This is a genomic window from Protofrankia sp. CiT1 (assembly GCF_917627335.1).
Taxonomy (GTDB): domain Bacteria; phylum Actinomycetota; class Actinomycetes; order Frankiales; family Frankiaceae; genus Protofrankia.
In genome coordinates this window covers 48926-68899 of the sequence record NZ_CAKJTP010000003.1, presented here as the reverse complement: position 1 = coordinate 68899, position 19974 = coordinate 48926, and the positions used below count along the sequence as shown (strand labels likewise).

The window sequence follows — 19974 nt, the reverse complement described above, 5'->3', positions numbered from 1 at the left end:
GTACGGCCGTACAGCCGTCGGCCTGTCAGCGGAGGGGAGCGCTCTACACGGTTTTCGTCCATTGGCTGGGCCAGCGGCGCGGCGCAGGTCCGTCATGCTCGGACTGTTCGTATTGTTCTGGCCGCGGGCCTGGGAACATCGCGGCAACCTCGGCGAGTACCGCGAGCAGCTGGGTAATCTCTTCGTCGGTATTGGCCGCGGTCACCTGAATGCGGATTCCGACATCGGCTCGGGGCACCAATGGAAAGGGTGCCATGGTGATGTAGATCCCGCGGTCGAACAGGTGGAGGCCAAGGGCGTCTGTGTCCTCGGGACTGCCGATCGGTACTTCGATGATCGGTGTTCCGGACCGGTTCAAGGTCCGCAGCCCGAGTTGTGCCAGACCGTCGAGAACACGGGCGGTCTTGCGATGGAGATCGGCCCTGATGGTGTCGCCCCGCACCGCGTTGAGCCGGAAGCCGGCCAGCACGGTGGCGAGCGAAGCCACCGGCGACGGCCCGGAGAAGACGTACGGCGCGGCAGTCACCTTGAGGTAGTTCTTCACCGTGGTCGGGCAGGCGATGAAGGCCAGCAGGGATGAGTACGCCTTGGAGAAGCCGCCCACCAGGATGAGTCCGTCATAGCTTTCCCCGACATGGCGGACAAGGGCGTTACCGCGTAAACCGTACGGGCTGATCTCGGCTCGGCCGCGCTCACCGATGACGCCGAAACCGTGGGCATCGTCGATGTAGAGGATCGCGTCGTTCGCCCGGGTGACTGCCAGCAGCTCGGTCAACGGCGGTGTGTTGCCGGTCATACTGTTCACGCCGTCGATACATACCAGTCTTGGGTAGGTGGGGCACGCCCGCAGCAGCTCATCCAGCTGGCTGGGATTCTCGGCATCGAAGTAGTACAGGGTGCCACCTCGGGCCCGCGCTATGGCGCAGCCGTCGTGAATCGTGCGGTGCGCATGCCGGTCGAGAAAGACCGACCCTTCTCCGACGAGAGCCGGAATGACCGACATATGGATGTGCGTGATCGTGGGAATCGTGAGGCTGTCTTCGGCGCCGAGGAGCTCGGTGAGTTCTTCTTCGATCTCGGTGAACAGCCGTGGATGGGCGATCATACGTGACCAGCTCGGATGGGTACCCCACTTGGTCAGGTACTCCGGCACCATCGCAATGATCTCTGGGTTTACATCGAAACCAAGATAGTTGCAGGATGCAAAATCCGACAGCCAATGATCGCCTATGCGAATCCGGCGGCCATTGATTTCATCGACAATCGAGTCCACCATCGGATGGCTGTCTCGTAGCCCGGCGAGCTCCGCCAGGGGTCCGAGCGGTCGGCCCAGTATGCGGTCGTAGAGCCCCTGTTGATCTGGCGAAGCCTGGCATGCGGGTGGCTTCCCCGGAGTTGTGGACAACGCCCCTCCTCGAAAGATGAGGGTCCCACATTACGGCGTGGCTTTCCGGGGCGACGTTGTTTTTGGGTATTTATCGGCGGGTGGCCGGGCCGGCTGCCCCGCTGGCCGATTCGGGCAAATGCTATTTTATTGGTAATAATGGTTCAATATTTTTATTGTATGTGTTCGAGGGAGTGGTGGGCTGGATCCATTATCAGCTGCTATGTGCGCCAGCTGGAGTACGGCCGGCTTGCCGGGGCGCGGTGTATGCCTGCCGAGTCGTGCTGTGACGGTTCTGTCGCGGCCGGTCGTGGCTCGGCTGTTAACGATCTCGGTCGGGGTTCCGTGGAGCCGTCCGATCACAGGAACCCCGCCGCGAGAAGAGCGTGATCACGACTTTCGTGGTTCGCGGTGGGTTACGCCGCGATCCGCCCGATTGCCTCAGCCGGGCAGAACTCCAGGGCCTGCAACAACATCTCCTCTTCCTCCTCGGACGACGGCTGCCGGCATATGTAGTAGACCTCGCGAGCGTCATCGCGCTTGAAGAAATCCGGGGCAACGCCGCGGCAGTTTTCGCAGTCAGTGCATTCGGAGTCGACGAAGAAGGGGCCTTCAGCATTCATGGGAAGTCGGTTCTTTTCGCTTGCCACATCACACCTCGCGTTCGTTGTGAGCGTTGGTTGCAGCCACCCGGACGATTCTATCCGCCAGCCCGGCTGCCGGGCTGGTCGCACTTCACGTATGTTGACAGGTGCTCGGCGTGGCCATTCTGACCGGAAAGTCCATGGGTCTGAATGCCCGCCGTGGCCGGGGCCGACGGCCGGATGGCGGGATTCCCGCGAGACGCCGTGGTGACAGCGGGCGTGCGGAGGAGTGCCAGGGCATGGCGGATCGTCCAGGCCTGTCCGAAGGTGCAGGTGCTGGCCTCGGCGTACCGCGGTGTCGCTGCTCTCCGGGCAGCCGGTGTGAGGCCGGCCAACGTCCCGGGCGTCCTTGTGAGGTTGCTCTGGAAGGTTGCGGTGATTCGGTTGTTCCGTTACCTGGATGGTATTCCGTCGATTGTCGGTGGTCTCGTCATCGATTAGTTACCGCTTTGAAACATGAGGCCGATCGAAGCGGCTGCGAACGTGCCCAGTCATGCCGTCACATCGGATCCAATTCCTGGTGAGGAGACGGGCGGATATCTCGCTCCGGCAGGACCTGTGCGGGGTTCGGTATGGGCCGCTGAGCCTGTGGCGGCCCGGCCGGACAGCGAGAGTCCGGTCTGGAGTGGTCCCGGTGCTGCGGACAGCGGACCTGAAGCCCACTGCCCGAGAGGAAGAGGCGTCATGGGGGCAGCACCTCGGAAGCACACGCAGGAGTACAAAGACGAGGCGGCACAGTTGGTGTTCGAATCAGACTGGCCGTTGGCCGGGGTCGCGAGTCGCGACATCCCGAACACCGTCACCAACCGTCACCGGCTTCGGGCGCGCTTACCGTCAGCGATCAAGCTCAAGGTGATGGCATTGTTCCCGCCTCCGCCTCGCGACGCACGCACCCCAATCCCGCCCCTTGATCCACACCGCTATTGCCGGTCGCTCTCATGCGAACCTGAACCTGCAGGTCAACGACCCGGCCGTGTCCATTGAACCTGCCCATGCGAAGATCCGCGAGGCCGGCTACGCCGACAATACAAACGCCAAGGCTACGGCAGCAGAGTGAAGGCGGGGACGTGGCTTGGACGGAGCACGCTGAAGTGGCGGCGATCCAGCGTCGCGATGTGCACCGCCTGGAAGTTCTCGGCGACCGCGACGACGAAGGCGTCGGCGGTGCCCAGTGGAAGACTCGCATGCCGTTCGACCAGAACGGCGGCCTGACGGGCGTCGGCAGGCGTGACGGGCACCAGCTCGTAGACACCGTCCGCCACATCGCGCAGAAAGTCGGCCTCGGCCTTCGTTCCGGCCCGGCTGAAGAGCAGGTAGCCGATCTCGGAGAGGAGCGGGGCTGGGAGCAGAAGCGGCCCGGGAAAGTTCTGGAGCAGGTCGACGCATTGCCGGTGATGGTCGTCCTTGCGGTTGGCGAGCGCCAGCACGGGGCCGGTGTCGACGACGATCACGCGCTGCGGCGGTTCTCGTCACCCCAGGCCTCGCGCATGCCTTCCTTGGCGCGCTCGCCCAGATCTGGTTCGCCGTCGAAGAGAGCCGTCGTACGGAACTGACGACGGGGGCGCTCGCCGCGCTCCACGGCAGCCCACTGCCGCAGCAGCTCCACGGCTTCGGGTAGCCGGTCCTCCGGCAGCGCGTCAAGCAGCCGATGTGCTTCCTCGCGCACGCTCATGCAGCCGGTGTAGGAGCCTTGCCTGTCTCCGGCCGTACCACACACGTGGTCTCCATCCCGGGAAGCCCGACGTCTCATTACGGCCTGGCGGTCACAGGCATCCACAGACCCCGGCAGCGCTCAACCTTCACCGCCGCTCCGGCCGGAAATCCTGATCTTGTGAAGGGCGTGGCGGGAATAGAACCTGAATGTGCTCCCTTTAGCATCGCCACGGCCCACGGCCCACGGCCCACGGCCCACGGCCCACGGCCCACGGCCCACGGCCCTGGACCCAACACGCCGAGACCAGGGTGCACCTCGCGATCCGCTTCCTCGGCTGGCTCTACGACCGCGACACGACGCCCACCAGCCTCGACCAGGCCACCATCGAGATCTGGCTGACCACAACCGGTCCCGCCGCCGCCGACATCCGCGACTTCCTCGACTGGGCGGCCGATCGCGGTCACATCCAGCGAATGAACGTCCCGCCCCGGCCGCGGCGGACCGGACCGGCGACCAGCGAGACCGAACGCATCACGTTACTCACCCGGCTCCTGCACGACGGCACCCTCGAGCGCACCGACCGCGTCGCCGGGGCCCTGCTGCTGCTCTCGGCCAGCAACTCTCTCGCATCGCCGCGCTGAGCACAGACCAGATCACCGAGTCCGGCGGCACGGCACACATCCGCTTCGGTACCGAACGCGTCGCGGGGGGCTCCTTGGTCTCCAGTGGTCGGACATCGACACCGACCGGGAGACCCTGACGGTTCGTCACACACTCCTGCGGGTCGGCGGGGAACTGCGGCTGTTCCCGTCGAAGACGGAGGATTCCGAACGGACCCTGCCGCTCCTGGGCCTGGTCGCGGATGCGCTCGCGGAACATCGCAAGCTCCACAACGCCGAGCGTGCGGCGGCCGGCGAACGATGGGTCACGACGGACCACGTGTTCACGACGACGATCGGGACACCGATCGAACCCGACAGCCTGCGGCGGTTCTGGATGCCGCTACGGTGCGCGGCCGGTCTCGACGGCGTGGTGTTCCACGGGCTGTGCCATACCTGCGTCACGCTATTGTTGGATCTTGGTGTGCCGCCGCACATCGTCCGGGACATCGCGGGCCACTCGGCGATCGAGGTCACGATGACGATCTACGCGCATGCGTCGATGGGGGAGAAGCGGCGTGCGCTGGGCAAGCTCGATAGCCACCTGACCGAGCCCCGACCCTGACAGCCGTTGCCGCACCCGTTGCTACATATGGGGGTTCCGGGGGGCTCGGCCGCCTGGCAGGCATGACAAGGGGATCGAAAGGCCCAGCATACGGGCTTGATCCCCGAGTGCACCCAACCAGCACTAATGCGAACCTAAACCTGCAGGTCAACGGCCCGACCGTCTCCATCGAACCTGCCCATGCGAAGATCCGTCGGGCCGGCTACGCCGGCAACGCTAACGCCAGGAAGATCGGCTAGGAGTCGATCGCCGCGACCACGCTGTGAGACCCCACGATGGTATCAATGGTGATACCGTGAGGTTGTGGCGATGACACTGCGCTTGACGGATGACGAGGCAGAGGCTCTGCGTCTGCGTTCGGAGCTGGAACAGCGGTCGATGCAGGAGATCGCTCGGCAGGCGATCCGAGAGTACGTCGAGGCGCACAGCCGGGCGGAGCTGCTGGATCAGGTGTTGGACGAGGAGCTTCCGCGGTACGCGGAGGCGCTCCGTCGGCTCGGCGAATGATCTATCTGACGCTTCGCGAACTGTTGTACATCGCCGAGCGGGCCATCGGCTCCGAACCGGTGGTCAGAGACCACGGCCTGCTCGAATCCGCTCTCGCGCGCCCGCGGGCGACGGTGTTCGGCCGTGACGCCTATCCCTCTCTGGACGGCAAGGCCGCCGCGCTCCTGCATTCGCTGGCTCACAACCATGCCCTCGTCGATGGGAACAAGCGGCTCGCGCTCGCCGGTCTGATCGCCTTCTACGGTGTCAACGGCCGCCGCCTGACGCTGACCAACGACGAGGCCTACGACCTCGTGGTGAGCATCGCCTCCGGCGCCCTCGATTCCGTCGAGGACATCACCAAGATCCTCGAAGGGGCGACCCGGAGCCGTCGGTGAGGACCTGGACATGCCTCGCCGTATCGGACTCTGCTCCTGTCCGAACCGAGGAGGTTGCACCCAAGACGTGACCGACACTGCCCATGGTCGTCGCGTACACCGCATGTCTGCCCTGGGGTTCCTCGGTTCGCTCTGACGGCCCATGGCCGCTGTGACCAGCGGCGTACGGTGCGGCCATCGTCCGCCGTCAGAATCGTGCGCGAACTCGTTCTCGCAGCTCACATCCTTGACTATGATCTTGGGTGCGCCCGGTATCAAGGCTGGTCCGGATCGCGGCGTCGCACCGGTGTCTGCAGTCGTCCGCGGACGTACACAGCCGCTGCTACACCAGAGCTGGGCTGAACCGGCACCACCAGCGACCCGCTTCCCACCTGCGTCTATGGCCGGGGGTGAGCGGCCCTTGGAGCTGCCCGTCGAGCACCGTCCGGTCCACGACCACGATGACCGAGTCGAAGACCTTCTCGTCGTCCACGTGCAGCCGCGCCAGCCGGTGCGCGGTCCAGACGATCGTGTTCGTCTTCCCCGACCCGGCCGAGTGCTCGATCAGGTACCGGTGGCCGACGCCCTCCTCTCGCACGGCGTCGACGATGGTCGTCACGCCCTCCCACTGGTGGAACCGCGGGAAGAGCATGCTGGTGCGCCGCACCGACGTCCCCGTCGTAACGTCCCACTCCTCCCTGGTCTCCACGATCATCAGCCGTCCGATGATGGTGAGCCAGGCGTCCTTCTCCCAGACCCGCTCCCACAGGTACGCCGTCGCCGACCGCCCCTCGGCACCAGGCGGGTTGCCGCCCCGCCGTCGTGGCCGATGTTGAACGGCAGGACGTGCGTCGCTTCAGGCTGGAATTCCCACGCCCGCTCAACGCCGAGTACGGGGTCCTGCAGGCTCACTTCCTCGGGGGCTTCGCTGCCGCGCTTTCAGAGAGCAAGCTGGTGGAGGCACGGCCCTGAACCCCGTGTCCGTGGGCGGCTGGCGTCTCGGTTCTTCCGCACCCAGCGATTGCTTCCCTGTTTGGATCCCCCGTCGACCGCCATGAGATACCCACATACGGTGGTCGACGGCCGGGCTCGCGCCGGCTATGACGCGGACGATCACCCGAGCGGACCGTCGGCGGCCTTCTGGCACGTCCGGACCGAGGCCCGCCCACAACGTTCCCGATCTGCGCCCTGATCGAGCGCCGGACGCAGGTGGGCGCTCCCCGTAACCGCCCCCACGTCGGGTAGCCGTTCCTGGTGTGGAGCTGGTTCGTCGCCCGCGGGCCCACGTCTCCCTGTCTCGGCGCGCGCAGTCGAGGTGTCCGTGTCGTCAGGCGGTCCGGGCGCCGTGGATGATGCCGAGGTCGAGTTCGATGCGGCGTCCGTGGACGGTGACGACGATGCTGGCGGCGTCGGCGCCGGTGGCGGTGAGGTAGTCGTAGAGGGTGGACAGGAGCATGTCCTCGCGGCTTTCGAGGCGCGAGACAGCGGCCTGGCCGACGCCGAGCTTCTTGGCGACCTCTGTCTGGGTCATCTGCGCGGCCTTGCGGATCATCGCCAGGTTCATGGCGTGGACCCGGTCCATCTCCTCGGCCGCCACGTGGGCCTCGGCGACGTCGGCGGCGAGCTGGGGGTCGGCTAGAAGCCGGTTTAGGTGGTCGTTGCCACGGACGAACTTCGACGGCAGCTGCGGGGCGTTCTCTGTCATGGCTTCTCCTCGTAGGAGGTCTCGCGCTTCCACTGGTCGATCAGGGGGTCGGCTCTGGCGGCTGCTCCGTCGTAGAAGACGTCTCCCAACCTGGCCTTGTCGGCGGCGAACAGCGTGACGACCACGGTGCCGGTCCCGGGAGGAAACCAGCAGATCAGCCGGACAGCTACCCGTGGGTCGTAGGCGTGCGAGACCCGCCAGAGCGGGTAGCGGCGGGACTGCCGTACCCAGCGCAGGGTGGCCGTTTCGCTGTCCCGGGTGGGCGGATCTGTCAGGTTCCGCAACTGGTCGAGGGCACGAGCGGCGTAGGCCAGCAGGAGACGCGAGCCTTCGTCGCCTGCACCCGCCTCCTCCTCGAGGCGGTCGAGCCACCGGCCGAAGTCCTCGGGCCAGTCAATGTCCACCGCGGCAGTATTACATCAAGGAGATATTCCATGCAAAGCATGGGTGTGTCGATCGACCTGGATTCGACCTCACGCCCATGTTCGGCGACGGAGGGTGTCCACGGAGGTGGATGGGTCGCATCGACAGGCCGGGCGGCGTGCTGAAGCAGCTCTGGACCGCCAGAGTGGCCGGCCGGAAATTCGGCCGCCGGGAACTCGCGGGCAGCCAGGCATCCAGGCCCAACGGACACGGGCCGTGGCCGGAATCTGCCGATACTGGCGGTGGCCAGCATGATCGCGTAGGTCGCCTGTGGTCCGGTTCGGGGTGCAGGTCCGCGCGGACGGGGTGACCGCCACCAGCCGCAACACCGGCCGGTTGATCGGCTACCTGACCAGGTATCCGACCAAGTCGTTGGATACCTGTCACGACGTCACCACCGACGTGCAGCGTGCGCATGTCGAGCGGCTTGCCGACGCTCTGCGGTTCGAGCCGTGCGCGCCGACGTGTGCGAACTGGCTGCGCTACGGTGTGCAGCCGAAGAACCCGAAGGCCGGGCTGGTGCCGGGGCGGTGCACGGGCAAGGCCCACCGGCGGGAAACCCTCGGCTTCGGCGGCCGCCGCGTGCTGGTCTCGCGGAAATGGTCGGGTAAGACCCTCACCGACCATCGGGAAGATCGCAAGACGTGGGTTCGGGAACAGCTCGCGGTCCTCGGCCACACCGGCAACGAGGCACGTGGTGGTCAGGGCGGCACATCCGACCGGGTGGTCTGGCAGCTGCTCCGGCCGGGTGATCCGGCCGCCCCGCGCCGTGAACACATGTTGTTGCGGGCTGTTGCGGACAGTCACCACTGGCGCACCCAGTTGGACGCGGCCCGTGCCGCACGGACGGCCCGCGGGCATCCCGGCCCGGTTTCGGCAGCCGACCCCGGCATGCCCCGCGCGGCCTGAACCCCGACCCGACGATCACTGGAGGGAGGAACCGTGCACGCGCTTCTTCTCACGACCACCGAAGCCGCCGACCTGCTCGGCGTCAGCCGCACCACTGTCTACGAGCTGCTCAACGCCGGACAGCTCGAATCCGTCCGGATCGGCTGGGCACGGCGCATCCCGCGGGCGGCGCTTGTTGCCTACGTGGATCGGCTCCGGGGGCTCCCGGAGAGGGGGGCTGCGGCGTGATGACGGTCAGGTCCGGTCATCGGTGGAGGGCCGGTGTTCGGCAATCCATGCTTCTACGTCTTCGGTGTTCCAGATGTGACCGGCTGCCAGGGTGGCGGTCGGTTTCGGGAAGGTCGGGTCTTCCTTCAGCAGCTGGTTCACTCGCGTGCGGCCTACTCCGAGCCGCTGCGCGATCTCCGCCGCGCCCATGAGGTGATCCGACATAGCCCGACATTACTGGACGACCGTCCAGAGTGTGTATGTCGTTTCTCATGGCTGGATGATCGTCCAGTCGCGGTAAGCGGTCCCGGTGGGTGCTCGAACACCACACCGGGACCTTGATCCCGGCCCTTCACAGACAAGGGAGCGAGACCCAATGCCCATCATTCCGCCTGCCTATGACCCGCCGCGCGACCCCTCGGACGGACAACCCTTCGTTCGCCTCGACACTCCCGGCCACGGCTACTACGAGATGACCGTCAAGCCGGGCGCCGACCCGTTCGACCTCGCTCGGACCGCCGTCAGGATTCCTACCGACGCGGTGTTCATCGAAGCGCTCGGGGATGTCGAGGTCGTGTTGGTGTTCCGGGCGATCCCGGGCACGGCCTTGCCGGCACCCCGCCCGACCTCGCCTCGTACCGCAGGGTTCCCGCGCAGACCCAACCGTCCTGATCGGTCGTCGCGGTCGTTCGTTTCTCCCCCGTTACCTTCTTCGTGGCCCCGCCGGGGCTCCCGGCCTCCGGACCTGGCATGACGAAGGACATAGGGGCACTTTTTCTTCCGTTCCTCTGGTAGGCGCCTGATCTGCCGGGGGCCGGACGGGTCCAGGGTCGGCGAAAGCTGATCATGCAGTGACACGTCAGTGCCCTGGACGCGGCCGGTTCCCCGGCAGACCCTCCCGCGCCCAGAGGACCGGGACAGTCCCGACCGTCGGACGTCACCTCACCGAGTCTCGCTCTGACCCGGAATCGACCAAGGCTCCGCCGAGGAACTCGACGCGGTACGAACATTTCTGCCTACCAGTTTGGATCTTGACGTGCCGCCGCACATCGTCCGGGACATCGCGGGCCACTCGGCGATCGAGGTCACGATGACGATCTACGCGCATGCGTCGATGGGGGAGAAACGGCGTGCACTGGGCAAGCTCGACAGCCACCTGACCGAGCCCCGACTCTGACGGCTGTTGCTGTACCCGTTGCTACACAGACGCCGTCCCGATCAGTGTCGGGACGGCGTCTGTGATCGTGGAGGGTTCGGGGAGTTTGGCCCCCCGGCAGACAGCGCGGCTGGTGACGAAGCCAACCGAAGGTCGACGAGCGCACTCAACCGGCTCGTGCGCCCGGCAGGGATCGAACCTGCGACCCAGTGCTTAGAAGGCACTCGCTCTATCCGCTGAGCTACGGGCGCTTACCGCCTATTGTGCTTGTCGCCCGGAGCGAACGCGCAGCGCGGTTCTGACCCAGGCTGCGGGGGAATAATCGATCGTCGCGGGTCCCGTGTCAACTGGTTACTGACAGAGACAGAATCGTGCTCCACCGTCGTCAGCTGGTTGCGTCTGTCACCGTGATGATCTCTTTGTCGAGGCGGCCATCTGGAAAAGTCCAATGTGACACAACATGGGTCTGTTGTGCACGCCGCTGGCGTCACCGCTGTGGAGGGGCGTCCCGTTGTCCACAGTTGATCGCGGGAACAGGTCGAACCGGTCGCCAACGGTCACAGTGTGACATGAGACGAGACGGCAATCGCCATCGCTGGGTTCCGCCGGACCGTCCGCCACGGAAGCAGGTCAGCAACCATGATCCTGGAGGGACCATGATCGAAGCATCGGTCACGCTGCTCGGCAACCTCGTTGACGACCCTGACGTGCGATGCACGCAGAATGGGAACTCTGTCTGCTCCCTGCGCCTGGCCAGCACCTCGCGCCGGTTTGACCGGTCGCAGAACCGCTGGGTGGACGGTCATACCGTCTTTGTCACCGTCACCTGCTGGCGTCACCTGGCTGAGAATGTCGGCGCTTCGCTGCACAAAGGGGACAGGACGCTCGTGGTCGGGCGACTCCGCCAGAGGTCGTTCGAGACCCAGGACGGAAGCCGCCGAGTCGTCTACGAAGTGGATGCGGACGCGGTCGCGGTTGACCTGACCCGCCAGTCGGCCGCGGTCCGGCGGGTCGTCCGCGTGAACCGGGAGAGCACAGGGAGCGCAGAGAGCACAGAGGTTACGGAAGGCGACGGGAACATGCTGGGATGCGAGCCCCTCGCCGAGGAAGGCAGGGCTGATGTGCACAATGGCCAGACCGGCGTCGGAACCGGTGCCGAGTATCATGACGGGGGTTTCACCCATGCGGGCGCGGACGAGTTTCTCAGCGGGTCAGTGCCCGGCGGGATGCCAACGGCGCTGGAGCCCGACGGCTCGCCTTCTGTCATCCCGGCTCAGCGTCCGGCGGCGGTGTGATGTCACGGTAGTCGGCGGTCCGCGGGTTGCCGGTGGCTCGGGCGCCCACCGTTGTCGAAACGGCCAGGAGGTGGGTGCAGGCCCGGCCCGGGTCCGGCCGGTGGGTAGCGTCAGCCCGTGACCAGCGCGCGGGGCGCCGATATGCCGGCTTCCATTCAGGTGCCGGGTGGGCGCGTCGACGGGCTGGCAAGCCTTGGCGACGGTTCGGGATCCGGGGGAGCGGGCGGTAGGAGGAGTCTGCCCGGCTCGGACGAGCCGAATGGCCGCCTCGATTCTCCGCCCGCCACCTCGCCCATCCCACGAGCGGCAGGGCGACAGCCATTGGTGATTTTGCGGTCGCGTTTGGTCGCGGTGTCTGTGCCGGGGCGGACGGTGGTGGTCGCGGCTCTGCTCAGCGCGGTCGCGGCAATCGTGATCAATCGTTACCTGTTTCCGTATTTGTCGATCAACAATGACGAGGCCCTCTACCGACTGCAAGCCCAGACGCTGGCGGGTGGCCATCTGTTTCCGCCGGCTCCGCGGTCGGCCGCCTCCTACGCACCGTGGCTGGCGGCGGTCGTTGACGGCCACTACGTCCTGAAGTACACCCCTGTGGTTGCCGGGCTGTACGCGTTGAGTCTCGTGCTCACCGGTGGCACCGCCGTGGGGCTCGGGCTCCTCGCCGCTGCCGCGGTGGGGGTCACCTACCATGCCGGCATCGAGCTGCTGGACGATCGGCGGGTCGCCGCCGTCGCGGCCTGGCTGCTGGCGCTGTCACCTTTGATCATCCTGCACAGCGCGTTGCTCTTGTCCTATCTGCCAGTCCTTGTGCTGTATGAATGCGTGCTTGTCGGGCTGCTACGGGGGCTGCGGACCAGGCGCGGGGCGCCGCTTGCCGCGGCAGGGCTGGCGATGGGGCTGGCTGCCGCGGTCCGGCCCTACGACACCGTCCTGATGCTCGGCCCATGTGTGCTGTGGGCGGTGAGCCGAGGAGCTCGCGGCCGGCGGCGGTGGCTGCTGCGCTGGCTCGGCGCGGGGCTGGTGGTCCCGATTGCCGCATTGCTCGGTTATAACTCCATGGCAACGGGTAACCCCTTCAGATTGCCCTTTGCGCTGCTTGAGCCCGATGACAAGCTGGGGTTCGGGGATCGGCGTCTCTTTCCCGGCGACCCTCCGCACCGTTTCGGCTTGGCTGAGGGGCTCACCTCGATCGGTGACCATCTGTGGTTTCTCGGTCTCTGGGCGTTCGGCGGGGTGTTCCTGGCGGCGTTGTCGGTCGCGGCGGTTATCCGCCGACGGTTGTCCGCGGCGACCTTAGCGCTCGGGGCCGGCGCGGTGCTGCTGATCCTCGGTTACATCGTGTTCTGGGGTGCCTGGAACGCGGCCGAGCTGTGGGGTGGAATCCGGTATATCGGCCCTTTCTATCTCATGCCGATACTCATTCCACTTGTTCTCTTCGGGGCTCGGGGATTGGTCGATCTCACTGTCGCGCGGCCGCGGATCGGTGGGCTTACCGCCGCTGCCTGCTTCGGGCTGAGTGTCGTTGTAATTGTTTTCGCGGTCGAGGATAATGTGTCGTTCACCCGACGTGATCGAAATCTTGCGAACATGGTCGCGGTTCAACCTGGGCGGGTGCTGGTCATGGTGTCGGCGGATCCGGCCTTTCTCATGCATCCCACGTCGGTGGTGGCCAACCCGCCTGGCATGGACACGCGAATCTTGTACGCGGTGTCACGAGGCCGTGCGGACTTCACGGTTCTTGCCGATCATCCGGACCGATCCGCCTACCTGCTCCGCTTAGCGGAGGGATACAATCGGACACTTGCGTCATCATCGGCCGCTCGGTTGGAGCGCCTGCGGGTGGTTGACGGCCCGAGCGTCGGTGTCGTCGTCCGCGCGTCGGTTCCGCCGGGGGCCCGCTCGGCCCGGTTGGAGATGACTGCCGATGGGCGTCGGGTGTCCTATCCGGTTGATCCGTCCCATTCGGTGACCGGAAAGATTACTGTCAGCCCTGACGGGGTGACGATGGCCGGTCTCGGTTCCGCTCCCACGGTCATTGCCGCTCCCACGGCACAGGTATCCGCGGCAACGGACCATTCGGTGATATTGGCGTTGTTCTACACTCCGTCCGCCGGTGGCGGCGAGCGTTTTTTCGATCGTCAGGACCTTCCGGTCCGCGTCGACGGGGGAGCGGGTGTCAGCGTTGTGGCCCCCGACGGCCAGGTCGGGGCGGTGGGGTCGGGGCTTGCGCCGGCTATTCGGCTGAGCGTCGGTTGATGGTCGGTGTCCCGTGGGAAGGAGGTTCCCGGGACACGGCCGGGAAGCGGGCTCGTACCCTGGTGTCGCACCCGTGCGGATAGTGGCCCCGTGCCGGGAAGATCCAACGCTCCTCGGCGGTCTTCCCACCGGGGAGACTCCTGTTCCTGACCCGCGTTTGCTCCTGACCCGCGTTGCCGCCTGACCTGTCAGGTTGCCCGACTCGTAAGGTTGACCGCATGGCGCAGTATGTCTTCCAGATGCGCAAGGTGCGCAAAGCCCACGGTGACAAGGTCGTCCTCGACGATGTCACCCTGTCGTTCCTGCCCGGCGCGAAGATCGGTGTCGTCGGTCCCAACGGCGCGGGCAAGTCGTCGCTGTTGAAGATCATGGCTGGTCTTGACCAGCCCAGTAACGGAGACGCGACGTTGAGCCCCGGTTTCACCGTCGGCATGCTCGCGCAGGAACCACCGCTCAACGAGGAAAAAGACGTTCGCGGCAACGTTGAGGACGCGGTCCGGGAGATCCGTGGGGTCCTCGCGCGGTACGAGGAGATCAACGAGAAGATGGCTGCGCCCGACGCCGACTTCGATGTGCTCCTGACCGAGCAGGCGGCGCTTATCGACACGATCGAGGCGGCCAATGCCTGGGAGCTCGACAGCCAACTGGATCAGGCGATGGACGCGTTGCGGCTGCCTCCGGGCGATGCCGACGTAACCAGGCTCTCCGGTGGGGAGCGCCGCCGCGTCGCGCTGTGCAAACTTCTTCTGGAGGCCCCTGACCTGCTGCTGTTGGACGAGCCCACCAACCATCTCGACGCTGAGAGCGTCGCCTGGCTGGAGCAGCACCTGGCGCGCTATGCCGGAGCGGTTCTCGCGGTCACGCACGACCGTTACTTTCTCGACAACGTCGCTGGCTGGATCCTCGAGCTCGACCGGGGCAATGCCTACCCTTACGAGGGCAACTACACGACGTACCTGGAGACGAAGGCCGCCCGCCTCAAGGTCGAAGGCGGTAAGGACGCGAAGCGTAAGCGCGTCCTCGCGCAGGAGCTGGAGTGGGTGCGGTCGAACCCGAAGGCCCGCCAGGCCAAGAGCAAGGCACGTCTCGCCCGCTATGAGGAGCTGGCGGCCGAGGCGGACAAGGCCCGTCCCCGCGATTTCGAGGAGATCCAGATCCCGCCGGGCCCGCGCCTGGGCGCTGTGGTGATCGAGGCGAAGAAGCTGCGCAAGGGATTCGGCGACCGGGTCCTCATCGATGATCTGTCGTTCTCCCTGCCGCGTGGTGGCATCGTCGGCGTGATCGGCCCGAACGGTGTCGGAAAAACCACCCTGTTCACCATGCTGACCGGTGCGGTGGCACCCGATGCCGGCGAGCTGGTCATCGGTGAGACGGTCGATATCGCCTACGTCGACCAGAGCCGCGCGGGCCTCGACCCGAAGAAGAACGTATGGGAGGTCGTTTCCGACGGGCTCGACCACATCGTGGTAGGCAAGATCGAGCTGCCGAGCCGGGCCTACGTGTCGTCCTTCGGTTTTAAGGGACCGGACCAGCAGAAACCGGTCGGAGTGCTGTCCGGCGGTGAGCGTAACCGGCTGAACCTTGCGCTGACCCTCAAGCGGGGCGGCAATCTTCTGCTGCTCGACGAACCAACAAATGATCTTGATGTCGAGACGCTGCGGTCGCTGGAGGACGCGCTGGGGGAGTTCCCGGGATGCGCGGTTGTGATCTCGCATGACCGGTGGTTCCTGGATCGTGTCACCACGCACACTCTTGCCTGGGAGGGGACGGAGGCCGACCCGGCTCGCTGGTTCTGGTTTGAGGGGAACTTCGCGGATTACGAGGTCAACAAGATCGAACGCCTTGGCGCTGAGGCGGCCCGTCCACACCGGATGACCTACCGTAAGCTCACTCGCGAGTAGGAGCGCCCCTGTTGCCTGTCGTTCCACCGCTTGGCCGCGAAGCAAAGCCATGGCCGCGTTGAACCGCTACGAACTGGTCGTACTCACGCAGGGGCGAGCGCATCCATCGTCCGGTGAGGATGCGGAGTATGACCGGCGGCATGCCGAGCACCTGGAGTACCTGGAGTCGCTTCGGGCCGCCGGGTCGCTCGTGTTGTATGGCGGGTCAGCCGAACCTGGCACGCGGTTGCGGGCGGTGCTGTTGTTCCAGGCCGGCTCGCTGGACGAGGCCCGTGCCGCTGCCGAGGCGGATCCGCTGGTGCGGGCGGGCTATCTGGTGATCGAGGTCATCCCGTTCGTCTCGGGCTTCCGTGCCCCGCGTCGGTCCGGCTGAGCGGTCCGGCCGCGACGGTGCTGTGACGTAATGGTGCGGTGACGTAATGCTGCTGTGCACCGCGGCCGGCCCCGGCCACCCGAGCACCAGACCGGGCAGGGCCTGGATCGGGGCCAAGGCCGGGGCCGCCGGCTCATTCCGGGCGGTTGACCAGTGAGTTGGCCGCCATCGTCAGGTAATCCCACAGCGGCTCAAAGTACTCCGGAGACAGCTTCAGCTCGTCGACGGCGGCACGCATGCGGATCAGCCAGGCGTCCCGCTGAGCCGGGCCGATCGCGAAGGGGGCATGACGCAGCCGCAGGCGTGGGTGACCACGCTGATCGCTGTAGGTCGATGGTCCACCCCAGTACTGGACGAGGAACATCCGCAGCCGTTCCTGAGCCGCGGACAGGTCTTCGTCGGGGTAGAGCGGCCGTAGCAACGGGTCCTCGGCGACCCCTGCGTAGAAATGGGCCACCAGCCGGCGGAACGTCTCCTCACCGCCGACCGCGTCGTAGAAGGTATCCGTCGGGCGGGTTATGGACGGTCGCTGAGTCACGTTGACTATTCTGCGCGCCGGATCGCGGGCCGTCGGCGTGATACGGGGAACGGGATCCGTACGGACCATGAGGTTCGGCTCGCTGGGGCGGACCGCGCGATGGCGGTCGCTCGGAGCGTCCCCCGGTGGGATCTCGCCGCCATGCGACGCGCCGCCCGCCGTGCCGGTGAAGCCCTGCCGCTGGTCAGCACGGCGGTGACCAGCGGCAGGTACGGCATGCTGAAGCAATCGTGCGTTGCGCGCCCATCGTGTGGTGGGGATGACTGGCCGCGGGCCGGTGCTGAGGGGCGTGCGGGACGGGCGGTTGCCACGCCCCCATGGCCGGCTGGCCAGGAGCAGAGGCAGGGGCAGGACCAGGACCAGGACCAGGAGCGGGAGTCAGGCGGATGCGGCTTCGTCACCGTCCGAGCTGAGGTAGCGCGACCAGCGCGGATCCATCCGGCGGCTGCCAAGAATGCGCCAAGCGGCTCCGCTCGGCGCTCTGGGAGCCGTGCGAAGCCGCCAGCCAAGATCGGCTACAGCCCGGTCGGCTTTCAAATGATTGCAGCGGCCGCAGGCCGCCACCACGTTCTCCCATACATGCGCGCCCCCACGAGAGCGGGGGATGACGTGATCCAGTGATGTCGCAGGCGCACCGCAGTAGACACAGCGGTGATGGTCACGCGCCAGTACTCCCTTACGGGTGAGTGGTACCTGAGACCGGTACGGCACGCGGACGAATCGGGCCAAGCGCACTACCACGGGCACTTCGACCGTGTACGTCACGGAGTGGAGAACCCGATCTCCGGCCTCGACCATGACTGCTTTCTCAGTGAGCACGAGCACCAGCGCACGCCTCTGTGAGACCACGCATAACGGTTCATACGTGGCATTGAGAACCAGCGCTTCTGTCACGCGCCGACCTCCTCGCCCTACCGGGTGGCGGCCGTCACAAGCTAGCCACCGGTGACACTGAGACAGTCAACCGCCTTCGGGGCCCGAACGCGAGTGGGTTCGCGATTGTCGTTAGGTAATCGTTGACACACTGCGCAACTTTGCCCGCATTTGATCTACTTTGCGTGCCTGTTCGGATGCTGCGTGTTATTTCCGGGCGTCGACCTCTTGGCCCGCGGCTGTCGCGCGTCGGTAAGACTGGGCACCGTGCGGTGCCCGCGGATGCGGTCCCGCTTGAAGATCAATTATAGGATCGATTATCTGTGAGGAGCTGAATCCGGTCGTGGCCGACTCCGTCTCTGTGTTCGCTCAGTCGTTGGGGTCGTTACTGACTCCGGCGGTCGAGGCGTCACCCTCGCCCGCGGCGCCCGTGCCGACCCCGAGCCCGTCCGACGCTCCCATCACTCCCAGTCTTGATCAGATCTTCGGTGCGGTCCAGAACGCATGCGGGCAAAAGCCCGGTGTGCTGTGCAGGACGGTTTTTGATCTGACTCACAGCGAGTATCTCGCCGGTGGCGCCAATGTCTTTCTTGGCATGCCGCTGAAGATTTTGTTGATTCTTCTGATTGCTTTCCTCGTTCGCTCGATGTTGCATCGCTTCATTTTCCGGACAACTCGGCGGGCCGCGGCCGGTGGGCCGAGCGGGCTGTTCCGGTCCGGGCGCGCCATACTTCTCGGCGCCTTCGGCGATCCCACTGTGCTGCTGGAGCGACGCCGCCAACGCGCCGAGACGGTCGGTTCCCTGCTGCGCAGCATCACGTCGGTGATTGTGTTCGGGATCGCGTTCGTGACCATTCTCGGCGAGTTGGACATCAATCTCGCGCCCATCGTGGCCAGCGCCGGAGTGGTTGGCGTCGCTGTTGGTTTCGGCGCGCAGAATCTTGTCCGGGACTTCCTGTCGGGCATCTTCATGCTGCTCGAGGACCAGTACGGCGTGGGCGACGTCATCGATGTCGGACCGGTCAGCGGGAACGTCGAGGCGGTGAGCCTGCGGGTCACACGACTGCGCGACATCGAAGGTACGGTCTGGTACGTCCGTAACGGCGAGATCGCACGGGTGGGCAACAAAGGCCAGCAATGGGCCCGTACGGTGCTCGACATCCCGCTGGACTACGACACCGACGTCGCCAAGGCCAAGCGGATTCTCAAGACGACCGCGGACAAACTCTGGGCGGAACCGGAGTTCGCCACCATCATCATCGCCGAACCCGAGATATGGGGCATGGAATCGATGACCGCTGATGGGTACGCGTTGCGGGTGGTCGCCAAGACCCAGCCGCTTAAACAGTGGGATGTCGCGCGCGCGCTGCGCGAGCGCGTCCGGGCGGCGCTGGACGCCGAGGGGATCGAGCTCGGCAGCGTTCAGCGCAGCGAGGTGGTCATGGTCGACAACGACGATGACGACGTGATGCTGAGCGATCGCGATGACGATGAGGACGGTTCCGCTCCGGGTGCCACCCGTGTGATCGAGAGCGCTCCCCTCCCCGAACTCGACGGGCCGGCTCCGTCACCGGTCGGCCGATCAACTGGCCCCGCGTCGGTGGCGCGTTAGCGCACCCGGTTGATATCGCACCCGGTTGATATCGCCCGATACGGCGGCGTCCAGGGGTCCAGGCGCGCGATCGAAAGATCCAGCAGGCCTGCCCTGGCTGAACCGTGAATAAGGATCTCGGTAGACGATGCTGAGAGTCCTTCCGGACGGCCTGCGCCGCGTGACTCGGGGGGCAGACTGTGTGGTGTGCGCGTACTTGTGGTCGATGACGAGCCGGCGGTCCGGGAGTCTCTTGAGCGGTCGCTGCGGTTCGAGGGTTACGAGGTCAGTTCAGCGCGTGACGGTATGGAGGCGCTGGACGCGGTTGCTCGCGACCGGCCGGACATCGTCGTGCTGGACGTGATGATGCCCCGGGTGGATGGCCTGGAAACGTGTCGCCAGCTGCGTGGCCGTGGCGACGACCTGCCGATTCTGATGCTCACCGCCCGTGATGGGCTGGCCGACCGGGTAAACGGCTTGGACGTGGGGGCGGATGACTATCTGGTCAAGCCCTTCGCCCTCGAGGAGCTGTTCGCCCGGCTGCGCGCGCTGACCCGCCGGGCGTCGCTGTCCGCCCGGGCCGCGGCGTCGGCTGCCGCGGGTCTCACGGGAACGGATCAGGCGGGGATCGCTCCGGGGGTGCCCCCCGCGCTGCTCTTCGCGGACATCCGTCTTGATCAGAGCAGCCGGCAGGTGACCCGCGGGGGACGGGAACTGACGCTCACCAAGACTGAGTTCGACCTGTTGGAGCTGTTTCTCGTCCACCAGCGGCAGGTGCTCTCCCGTTCCATGATCATGGAGCGAGTCTGGGGATACGACTTCGGGCCGTCATCGAACTCGCTCGAGGTGTTCGTCAGCTACCTGCGTCGCAAGCTGGAAGCCGGTGGCGAGCCGCGCCTGCTGCACACGGTCCGCGGGGTGGGTTATGTTCTGCGGGACGCGGCTTCGTGACCGTTCTGCCCATGACCATCATCGGAA

Annotated in this window: 21 protein-coding genes, 1 tRNA gene and 4 pseudogenes; 15 read left to right on the top strand and 11 right to left on the bottom strand. The window is 66.1% G+C overall.

Annotation, left to right across the window (positions count from 1 at the left end):
• Window positions 1-43: 43 nt before the first annotated feature.
• Window positions 44-1405 (bottom strand): pyridoxal phosphate-dependent aminotransferase family protein, encoded by a 1362-nt coding sequence (locus tag MJ785_RS01320; RefSeq protein ID WP_239379919.1) that lies wholly within the window; start codon window positions 1403-1405, stop codon window positions 44-46.
• A 395-nt stretch (window positions 1406-1800) separates the two neighbouring features.
• Window positions 1801-2007 carry a ferredoxin gene (locus MJ785_RS01315; protein WP_239312275.1) on the bottom strand — a complete coding sequence of 69 codons (207 nt, stop codon included), beginning with the start codon at window positions 2005-2007 and terminating at the stop codon, window positions 1801-1803.
• Between the two features lie 180 nt (window positions 2008-2187).
• On the opposite strand from MJ785_RS01315, the gene MJ785_RS01310 reads away from it, so the two are divergent.
• Entirely contained in the window at window positions 2188-2469 is a 282-nt protein-coding gene (locus MJ785_RS01310) for a hypothetical protein (protein WP_239312273.1), read from the top strand.
• A 599-nt stretch (window positions 2470-3068) separates the two neighbouring features.
• Here MJ785_RS01310 and MJ785_RS01305 read toward each other — a convergent pair.
• Both MJ785_RS01305 and MJ785_RS01300 read right to left on the bottom strand, forming a co-directional pair.
• Entirely contained in the window at window positions 3069-3479 is a 411-nt protein-coding gene (locus MJ785_RS01305) for a type II toxin-antitoxin system VapC family toxin (protein ID WP_239312271.1), read from the bottom strand.
• Window positions 3476-3745: a hypothetical protein gene (locus tag MJ785_RS01300; RefSeq protein ID WP_239379918.1), complete on the bottom strand. Its 270-nt coding sequence runs from the start codon at window positions 3743-3745 to the stop codon at window positions 3476-3478. Before MJ785_RS01300 ends, MJ785_RS01305 begins: the two co-directional genes overlap by 4 nt.
• Window positions 3746-3990: 245 nt before the next feature.
• Here MJ785_RS01300 and MJ785_RS01295 point away from each other — a divergent pair, with 245 nt between their 5' ends.
• From MJ785_RS01295 to MJ785_RS01280, 4 genes and pseudogenes are all read left to right on the top strand, one after another.
• Window positions 3991-4323, top strand: coding sequence for a hypothetical protein (locus MJ785_RS01295; protein ID WP_239379917.1), 333 nt, complete (start codon window positions 3991-3993; stop codon window positions 4321-4323).
• Window positions 4324-4381: 58 nt separating this feature from the next.
• Window positions 4382-4906, top strand: a pseudogene (locus MJ785_RS01290) (site-specific integrase); the annotation flags it as partial.
• A gap of 309 nt (window positions 4907-5215) precedes the next feature.
• On the top strand, window positions 5216-5413 hold the full coding sequence (locus MJ785_RS01285; RefSeq protein WP_239346158.1) for a ribbon-helix-helix protein, CopG family: 198 nt from the start codon (window positions 5216-5218) through the stop codon (window positions 5411-5413).
• Window positions 5410-5790 (top strand): type II toxin-antitoxin system death-on-curing family toxin, encoded by a 381-nt coding sequence (locus MJ785_RS01280; RefSeq protein WP_239379916.1) that lies wholly within the window; start codon window positions 5410-5412, stop codon window positions 5788-5790. The genes MJ785_RS01285 and MJ785_RS01280 overlap by 4 nt, the downstream gene beginning before the upstream one ends.
• Window positions 5791-6190: 400 nt before the next feature.
• Here MJ785_RS01280 and MJ785_RS01275 read toward each other — a convergent pair.
• The 3 genes and pseudogenes from MJ785_RS01275 to MJ785_RS01265 form a co-directional block, all read right to left on the bottom strand.
• Window positions 6191-6627, bottom strand: a pseudogene (locus MJ785_RS01275) (DEAD/DEAH box helicase family protein); the annotation flags it as partial.
• 469 nt (window positions 6628-7096) lie between these two features.
• On the bottom strand, window positions 7097-7474 hold the full coding sequence (locus MJ785_RS01270) for a helix-turn-helix domain-containing protein (protein ID WP_239313898.1): 378 nt from the start codon (window positions 7472-7474) through the stop codon (window positions 7097-7099).
• Window positions 7471-7878 carry a hypothetical protein gene (locus tag MJ785_RS01265; protein ID WP_239313900.1) on the bottom strand — a complete coding sequence of 136 codons (408 nt, stop codon included), beginning with the start codon at window positions 7876-7878 and terminating at the stop codon, window positions 7471-7473. The genes MJ785_RS01270 and MJ785_RS01265 overlap by 4 nt, the downstream gene beginning before the upstream one ends.
• A 289-nt stretch (window positions 7879-8167) precedes the next feature.
• On the opposite strand from MJ785_RS01265, the pseudogene MJ785_RS01260 reads away from it, so the two are divergent.
• Together MJ785_RS01260 and MJ785_RS01255 are read left to right on the top strand one after the other, a co-directional pair.
• A pseudogene (locus MJ785_RS01260) lies at window positions 8168-8806 on the top strand (replication initiator); the annotation flags it as partial.
• A gap of 33 nt (window positions 8807-8839) precedes the next feature.
• A complete protein-coding gene (locus MJ785_RS01255) occupies window positions 8840-9034 on the top strand; it encodes a helix-turn-helix domain-containing protein (RefSeq protein ID WP_239313902.1) in 195 nt (64 codons plus the stop codon).
• A 6-nt stretch (window positions 9035-9040) separates the two neighbouring features.
• On the opposite strand, the gene MJ785_RS01250 is transcribed toward MJ785_RS01255, so the two are convergent.
• Entirely contained in the window at window positions 9041-9223 is a 183-nt protein-coding gene (locus MJ785_RS01250; protein WP_239346163.1) for an AlpA family transcriptional regulator, read from the bottom strand.
• Between the two features lie 166 nt (window positions 9224-9389).
• On the opposite strand from MJ785_RS01250, the gene MJ785_RS01245 reads away from it, so the two are divergent.
• A complete protein-coding gene (locus MJ785_RS01245) occupies window positions 9390-9767 on the top strand; it encodes a hypothetical protein (protein ID WP_239346164.1) in 378 nt (125 codons plus the stop codon).
• Window positions 9768-10037: 270 nt separating this feature from the next.
• Window positions 10038-10190 (top strand): annotated as a pseudogene (locus MJ785_RS01240) (site-specific integrase); the annotation flags it as partial.
• A 157-nt stretch (window positions 10191-10347) separates the two neighbouring features.
• Here the strand turns inward: MJ785_RS01240 and MJ785_RS01235 are convergent.
• Window positions 10348-10420 (bottom strand) — tRNA-Arg (locus tag MJ785_RS01235).
• Between the two features lie 405 nt (window positions 10421-10825).
• Here MJ785_RS01235 and ssb point away from each other — a divergent pair.
• The 4 genes from ssb to MJ785_RS01215 all read left to right on the top strand — a co-directional run bounded on the left by ssb (window position 10826) and on the right by MJ785_RS01215 (window position 15994).
• Complete coding sequence (gene ssb / locus MJ785_RS01230) at window positions 10826-11464, top strand: single-stranded DNA-binding protein (RefSeq protein ID WP_239310909.1); 639 nt, start codon at window positions 10826-10828, stop codon at window positions 11462-11464.
• A 357-nt stretch (window positions 11465-11821) separates the two neighbouring features.
• Entirely contained in the window at window positions 11822-13720 is a 1899-nt protein-coding gene (locus MJ785_RS01225; RefSeq protein ID WP_239379915.1) for a hypothetical protein, read from the top strand.
• A gap of 218 nt (window positions 13721-13938) precedes the next feature.
• Window positions 13939-15621, top strand: coding sequence for an energy-dependent translational throttle protein EttA (gene ettA, locus MJ785_RS01220; RefSeq protein ID WP_239379914.1), 1683 nt, complete (start codon window positions 13939-13941; stop codon window positions 15619-15621).
• A 49-nt stretch (window positions 15622-15670) separates the two neighbouring features.
• A complete protein-coding gene (locus MJ785_RS01215; protein WP_239310912.1) occupies window positions 15671-15994 on the top strand; it encodes a YciI family protein in 324 nt (107 codons plus the stop codon).
• A gap of 133 nt (window positions 15995-16127) precedes the next feature.
• Here MJ785_RS01215 and MJ785_RS01210 read toward each other — a convergent pair whose 3' ends face one another.
• Both MJ785_RS01210 and MJ785_RS01205 read right to left on the bottom strand, forming a co-directional pair.
• Window positions 16128-16541 (bottom strand): globin, encoded by a 414-nt coding sequence (locus MJ785_RS01210; RefSeq protein ID WP_239310922.1) that lies wholly within the window; start codon window positions 16539-16541, stop codon window positions 16128-16130.
• A 369-nt stretch (window positions 16542-16910) separates the two neighbouring features.
• Window positions 16911-17426, bottom strand: coding sequence for an HNH endonuclease (locus MJ785_RS01205; RefSeq protein WP_239310913.1), 516 nt, complete (start codon window positions 17424-17426; stop codon window positions 16911-16913).
• A 322-nt stretch (window positions 17427-17748) separates the two neighbouring features.
• On the opposite strand from MJ785_RS01205, the gene MJ785_RS01200 reads away from it, so the two are divergent.
• Together MJ785_RS01200 and MJ785_RS01195 are read left to right on the top strand one after the other, a co-directional pair.
• Window positions 17749-19017, top strand: a complete 1269-nt coding sequence (locus tag MJ785_RS01200; RefSeq protein ID WP_239310914.1) for a mechanosensitive ion channel family protein — start codon at window positions 17749-17751, stop codon at window positions 19015-19017.
• Window positions 19018-19203: 186 nt separating this feature from the next.
• On the top strand, window positions 19204-19947 hold the full coding sequence (locus MJ785_RS01195; RefSeq protein ID WP_239310915.1) for a response regulator transcription factor: 744 nt from the start codon (window positions 19204-19206) through the stop codon (window positions 19945-19947).
• Window positions 19948-19974 lie beyond the last annotated feature (27 nt).

Excerpts from the sequence above, each read along its gene's own strand:
- MJ785_RS01315 (WP_239312275.1), bottom strand. The coding sequence starts at position 2,007 with ATGAATGCTGAAGGCCCCTTCTTCGTCGACTCCGAATGCACTGACTGC.
- MJ785_RS01285 (WP_239346158.1), top strand. The coding sequence starts at position 5,216 with ATGACACTGCGCTTGACGGATGACGAGGCAGAGGCTCTGCGTCTGCGT.
- MJ785_RS01280 (WP_239379916.1), top strand. The coding sequence starts at position 5,410 with ATGATCTATCTGACGCTTCGCGAACTGTTGTACATCGCCGAGCGGGCC.
- MJ785_RS01270 (WP_239313898.1), bottom strand. The coding sequence starts at position 7,474 with ATGACAGAGAACGCCCCGCAGCTGCCGTCGAAGTTCGTCCGTGGCAAC.
- MJ785_RS01250 (WP_239346163.1), bottom strand. The coding sequence starts at position 9,223 with ATGGGCGCGGCGGAGATCGCGCAGCGGCTCGGAGTAGGCCGCACGCGA.
- MJ785_RS01245 (WP_239346164.1), top strand. The coding sequence starts at position 9,390 with ATGCCCATCATTCCGCCTGCCTATGACCCGCCGCGCGACCCCTCGGAC.
- ssb (WP_239310909.1), top strand. The coding sequence starts at position 10,826 with ATGATCGAAGCATCGGTCACGCTGCTCGGCAACCTCGTTGACGACCCT.
- ettA (WP_239379914.1), top strand. The coding sequence starts at position 13,939 with ATGGCGCAGTATGTCTTCCAGATGCGCAAGGTGCGCAAAGCCCACGGT.
- MJ785_RS01215 (WP_239310912.1), top strand. The coding sequence starts at position 15,671 with ATGGCCGCGTTGAACCGCTACGAACTGGTCGTACTCACGCAGGGGCGA.